This window comes from Syntrophomonas sp. UBA5494 (assembly GCF_002426325.1).
In genome coordinates this window covers 42374-48028 of record NZ_DIPG01000010.1, presented here as the reverse complement: position 1 = coordinate 48028, position 5655 = coordinate 42374, and the positions used below count along the sequence as shown (strand labels likewise).

Sequence of the window (5655 nt, the reverse complement as noted above, 5' to 3'; positions counted from 1 at the left end):
GGTCGGGCCTATGGAGACTACCATTGAGGGTGATATCGAGATTTTGCTGGAGCTGGTAAAAAAAGCTCAGGACATCTGCATTGCTGAAGGCGCTTCCTCGGTGATGTCGGTCATTAAGATCGACTACCGTCCGGACGGAGTAACCATTGATGAGAAGATACATAAATACCGCCCCTAAATTATACCCGGTCCTGGTTGTAATCCTGGCCATAGTGCTTTGGGATGCGGGGGTCAGGGTGAGCCGGGTGCCGGTTTGGATCCTGCCCGGCCCCGGGCAGGTGCTGCAGGCTATGGTTAACCATGCGGCACTGTTGTGGCATCATACCCAGACCACCCTGATGGAAGCCATGCTGGGTTTTGCGGCTTCAATAGCCCTGGCTCTTATCCTGGCACTTTTGCTGCATTACCTGACCTGGCTGTATCAGGCCTTATACCCGATTTTTATCGTATCCCAGACCATACCTCTGATCGTACTGGCGGTCTTGCTGCCGCTGTGGTTCGGCTGGGGCATCCTGCCAAAGATTTTGATTATTATCCTGGTATGCTTTTTCCCCATGGTAATAAATCTCTTTAACGGGCTGCAGTCGGTGGATCCGGATGTCCTGGACCTGTTTCGCTCTATGGGCGCCAAACGTTTAGCAACCTTTCGCATGGTGATTATGCCTGCGGCCCTGCCTTCCTTTTTCGCCGGGCTGCGTATCTCCGCCACCTACAGCATCATGGCTGCGGTAATCGGGGAATGGCTGGGGGCGCAGCGAGGTTTGGGATACTATATGACTTTGCAGCAGAAGGGCTTCGCTATCGACCGGGTTCTGGCGGCGGTGGCGATCATCTGTATATTGAGCTTGCTCTTGGTTAAAGCGGTAGATTTGCTGGAGTACTTGCTGGTCCCCTGGAATCGGAAGATTTATTCTCATCAATTATGGCAATAGGAGGAATATCAAATGAAACATAAAATAGTGGCTTTATTCTTGATGGCAGCGTTGCTGGCCTTACCGGGCTGCGGCAATACTCCCCCAACCCGGCAGGCCCCGTTGCAGAAGGTCACAGTGCTTTTAGACTGGTTTCCCAACACCAATCACACCGGGCTATATGTTGCTCAGCAACAGGGTTATTACCAGGCGGAAGGCCTGGATGTGGAGATCATACAGCCCCCTGAAGGCGGCCAGGTTCAGCTCCTGGCTGCAGGACAGGGCGATTTTGCCATATCAGCCCAGGAAGAGATCATTATGGCCCGCTCGCAGGGCATACCGGTGGTGGCCGTAGCCGCCGTCATCCAGCATAATACCTCCGGTTTTGCGGCCCCGCAGGACCGCGGCGTTAAAGCCCCGGCTGATTTTGAGGGCAAAACGTATGGAGGCTGGGGGTCCCCGGCGGAGGAGGCGGTTTTAAAATCCTTGATGAATAAATACCAGGCTGATTTCAGTAAGCTCAAGGTTTTAAACATCGGTTCAGCCGATTTTTTCACCAGCGTCCAAAAGGATATAGACTTTGCCTGGATTTTCTGGGGCTGGACCGGCATTGAGGCGGAACTTAAGAATATGCCTCTGAGCTTTATCAGCCTGCGTGAGGTCGAACCCCGCCTGGATTATTACACCCCGGTTCTGGTCAGCCGTGAGAACCTGCTAAACAGCAACCCGGACCTGGCAAAAAGGTTCATGAAGGCCACCAGCCGCGGTTATCAGTATGCGATACAAGACCCCGATAAAGCCGCGGAAATACTCCTGGGCAAAATACCTGAACTGAACCGCGATTTGGTTATTAACAGCCAGCGTTATCTGGCTGCCCAGTACCAGGCTGACGCCTCCCGCTGGGGAGAAATGCAAGCCGGGGTATGGCAGGGGTATGCTGATTTCATGTTTGAGAACGGACTGTTGTCAAGCCAAATTGACACTGCCACGGCCTTCAGCAATGACTTTCTGCCCGCAGCGCAATAGAGTCGGAAACGCAGGTTATTATTGATGATGAAACTAGAGGTAAAAGGGCTGTATAAAACCCTGCAGGGGGTTTTAACTTTAAATGATCTCTCCCTGGGTCTCAAAGAGCATGAGGTGGTCGTCATCCTAGGCCCCAGCGGGTGTGGGAAAAGCACCTTGCTGCATATTATCGCCGGCTTGATGCGTCCTGAACAGGGGCGGGTTTATATGGACGGGCGGGATCATACCGGCAGAACCGGCCGGGTCAGCTATATGCAGCAAAAAGACCTTTTGCTCGATTCCAGAACGATCATCGACAATGTCTCGCTGCCGCTCTTGCTCCGGGGAATCCCCAGGGAGCAAGCCCGGCGGCAGGCGGCAGCACACCTGGACGACTTCGGCCTGACCGGTTTTGCAAACTATTACCCCCGGCAGTTATCCGGGGGTATGAAACAACGGGCCGCCCTATTAAGAACCTACCTTTTTAGCAGCGACATCCTGTTATTGGATGAACCTTTTGCCGCCTTGGACGCTATTACGCGCCGCAAGATGCATCTTTGGCTTGTCGATCTGCAGCAGCGCTTTCGCTCCTCGGTTTTATTTGTCACCCATGACATAGAGGAGGCTTTTCTGATCGCATCCCGCATATATGTGCTCTCCGCTCGTCCCGCACAGGTGCGTCTGGAAATCGATATGAAGGCAGAACCCCATTCTCCGCTCTCGCTATACCAGGTTAAAGAACGGATTCTGGCAGTGCTGGAAGAAGATTGAGCCTTACCCCACCACCGCTTGCTCTTGGGCGGCCGGCTTGAGCGAAGTGTCCCATTTACGGCAGCGGTCGCCCCAATAGGCCAGAACCTCGCGGTCGCGCATTATACAGGCCACCTCGCAAAGGTTGGGGCATCCCTGGCAATCCAGACTGCGGGTTTGAAAATCGCCTTCCAAAACAAAATCGTCCCCTCTGAACCGGCTGTTTTTCATCTTTTGCGCCGTTTCTTCCCGGGCCAGTATGGCGGCGCCTACGGCGCCCATCACGTCATGATGCCGGGGAACGGCGACCGGCAGGGCCAGGGCCTTTTCAAAAGCCTTTCTGATGCCCCGGTTGGCAGCCACTCCGCCCTGGAATACCACCGGGCTGAGGATTTTTTTGCCTTTGCCCACATTGTTCAAATAATTCCTCACCAGGGCTTCACACAGACCCATAAGTATATCACTCATGGGATAGCCCATTTGCTGCTTGTGTATCATGTCAGACTCGGCAAACACCCCGCAGCGTCCTGCAATACGGACCGGCCGGGTAGACGCCAGGGCTTGCTCACCCAGATGCTCGATCGGCAAACCCAGCCGCGCCGCCTGCTGATCCAAAAAAGAACCGGTGCCTGCGGCGCAAACCGTGTTCATAGCGAAGTCATGCACGATGCCATCCCGTAAGATGATTATCTTGGAATCCTGCCCCCCTATCTCAATAACCGTCTGGCAGGCCGGATCGTAGTGGCAGGCCGCCACCGCATGGGTAGTGATCTCATTTTTCACCACATCGGCCCCCAGCATGATGTCCGCCAGGTGTCTGCCGCTTCCGGTGGCCCCTACACCCGCAATTCTGGCGTCTTGAGGCATTGTATTGCGCAGCGCCAGATAACCTTCGCGGATGGCATTGACGGGATGCCCGTTGGTTCGCAAATAAACCTTGGCCTTCACCTCTTGATTATAATCCAGCAGCACGAAATTACTGCTGACTGAGCCGATATCAACCCCTAGGAAATACTGCACTGTTTGTTCCTCCTTGTTGAAAAATACGGTAATTGCCCGGGGCCGCTTTGCGGCGCCTGAGCATATCGGTAAAGGCCTCCAAACGGGTTTGGATTCCGGCATTGCCGGAATGTTCATCAAAATACATGGTCATACAGGGAATCTGTTCTTCTTTGGCCACCCGGATCAATATGGTTTGGGCCACTATTTCCGGCATGCAGGTCAGGGGACCGACCTGAATCACCCCGTCATAACCTTCATGGGCGAAATCCACTGTGGTGCCAACCGTCTCCAAGCCGTGTCCCCCTACACTGCTGGCCAGGTAGGGGCGGGCGCAACCGGTTATGTACGGTTTGCGCGATTTGATCAGATATCCTTTAAACAAATGATCGTTTAACCACTCTGTCAGACGGATCGAATTAGTGACCTCCGCATTGAGCCGGCCCAGACTGCGGGCAATATATTGATTGGAGTAAGGTTCCAAAACCGTATAGACTTCCCCCACCAGCCCTATGCGCAATACCGGCTCATGGTGCTGTTCCAGCCGGTTCCAGCTGCCGATGGCATCGGATACGAATTCATCTATGATTTTGCGGCTCTGCGCCTGATCAATATGTAATAGGGCCTGATCCCACAGTTGTTCGGCCCGGTCTTTTTCCGTGGTGCGGGGCAGGATATAAAGGTAATGCTCCTCCGCCTTTTCCAATGCGGCCAGTTTATACCAGGCAAAACGTATGGCCTGTACAGCCTCCAAAAAAGACACATTTTCACCCAGCCGCTTAAGCTGATCTATAAGCTGGGATACTTTGGAATCAGGCGCTTCCAATATAACCATTTGAAAATCATAGCCCAGCTCCTGCAGTATATCCCTTTGCACTTGAGCATAATATCCGAATCTGCATGGCCCCCAGCCCCCTGCCATTAAAATGGTATCGGCGCCGGCCTGAAGCGCTTCGATATAATTGCCCAGGCCGATTTTTAAAGGCAGGCAGGTGAATTCCGGAGCATGTTTAATGCCCAGAGCCAGGGTATGCTCGGTAATAGGAGGCGGAACCACCACCTCACGACGCAGCCCCTCCAGCAGGGATTTAATGGGAATGTGCATGAAACCCATATGGGGAAAGGTCACTTTCAAACCCTTGCACCTTCTTTCTTCTCAACATGTCGCAAAAGGCTTCCAATCTGGTTACCAGGCCTCCTTCGCCGCTGTGCTCGTCTATAGTCACCAGCATAAATGGTTTATGCCTCACCTTGCGGGCTACAATGTCACCTACCATGGAATCCGGCCCACAGCCGAAACAGGCCAGGTATACTATGCCATCGATTTCAGGGCTTTTATCCATTACCAGGGCCGATCCCACTATCTTTCTGCCCAGGGTCCAAAACATTTTTTTAGGAAGCCGGGCGGCTTCCTCTTCCAGGTGTTCCCGGAGGCAGGACTCCAGAAACACCACTTTACACCCCATTTGCCTCAGTTTATCGGTCAACTGCAAGCTGATGGCAGGATCATACAGTGAATAACCGTGGCCTAAAACCCCCACACAGATATCGCTATCCGGGGACTCAGCCGCCGCTTCCCCATGTTTTTCCCATAGTTCGATGGCTTCCAGAGGCGAATAGCCTTGCCGGGTCCAAACCCGCATCCGCTTCATCTCGCGCAGGCCATGTTCATAAGCGGCCAGGATGCTTTTCTTGCTGCCGTTAAACAAGCCGCCGACCCGATAGATATCTCTCCATAATTGCCGGGTATCACGGCTGCAGTCAACAGTGATATCTATCAAGGGCGGGCAGTCCGGCCAATTGGCCCGAATCATATCGGGGACTCCCATGAATTTGGGACATATATAGCTTCTCATCTCCGTACTTATCAAACGGGGGGCCAGGATGTAATCAGGCTGTTTTTCGATAAGTTCACTGACGTGTCCGAAGTATACTTTTATGGGCAGACAGCATTCATCAACAGTATTTTCTATACCATGGTCGATGGTCT

The 5655-nt window shown here is 53.2% G+C and carries 7 protein-coding genes; 4 read left to right on the top strand and 3 right to left on the bottom strand.

Annotated elements, in window-relative coordinates; all coding sequences use genetic code 11:
• From B3W37_RS01420 to B3W37_RS01405, 4 genes are all read left to right on the top strand, one after another.
• A partial coding sequence (locus B3W37_RS01420) for a thiamine-binding protein (protein WP_483174565.1) occupies positions 1-178 on the top strand: 178 nt, incomplete at its 5' end.
• Entirely contained in the window at positions 150-932 is a 783-nt protein-coding gene (locus B3W37_RS01415) for an ABC transporter permease (RefSeq protein WP_483170271.1), read from the top strand. The genes B3W37_RS01420 and B3W37_RS01415, both read left to right, overlap by 29 nt.
• 12 nt (positions 933-944) lie before the next feature.
• Entirely contained in the window at positions 945-1937 is a 993-nt protein-coding gene (locus B3W37_RS01410; RefSeq protein WP_483170270.1) for an ABC transporter substrate-binding protein, read from the top strand.
• 24 nt (positions 1938-1961) lie between these two features.
• A complete protein-coding gene (locus B3W37_RS01405) occupies positions 1962-2687 on the top strand; it encodes an ABC transporter ATP-binding protein (protein ID WP_483170268.1) in 726 nt (241 codons plus the stop codon).
• 3 nt (positions 2688-2690) lie between these two features.
• Here the strand turns inward: B3W37_RS01405 and B3W37_RS01400 are convergent, their stop codons facing one another.
• The 3 genes from B3W37_RS01400 to B3W37_RS01390 form a co-directional block, all read right to left on the bottom strand.
• On the bottom strand, positions 2691-3686 hold the full coding sequence (locus tag B3W37_RS01400; protein WP_483170267.1) for an acyl-CoA dehydratase activase: 996 nt from the start codon (positions 3684-3686) through the stop codon (positions 2691-2693).
• Complete coding sequence (locus B3W37_RS01395) at positions 3664-4794, bottom strand: CoA protein activase (protein WP_483170323.1); 1131 nt, start codon at positions 4792-4794, stop codon at positions 3664-3666. The genes B3W37_RS01400 and B3W37_RS01395 overlap by 23 nt, the downstream gene beginning before the upstream one ends.
• The coding region (locus tag B3W37_RS01390; protein ID WP_483174561.1) for an acyl-CoA dehydratase activase-related protein at positions 4754-5655 on the bottom strand (902 nt) is incomplete at its 5' end. The genes B3W37_RS01390 and B3W37_RS01395, both read right to left, overlap by 41 nt.

Coding starts and splice junctions, on each gene's coding strand:
- B3W37_RS01415 (WP_483170271.1), top strand. CDS start 150: ATGAGAAGATACATAAATACCGCCCCTAAATTATACCCGGTCCTGGTT.
- B3W37_RS01410 (WP_483170270.1), top strand. CDS start 945: ATGAAACATAAAATAGTGGCTTTATTCTTGATGGCAGCGTTGCTGGCC.
- B3W37_RS01405 (WP_483170268.1), top strand. CDS start 1,962: ATGATGAAACTAGAGGTAAAAGGGCTGTATAAAACCCTGCAGGGGGTT.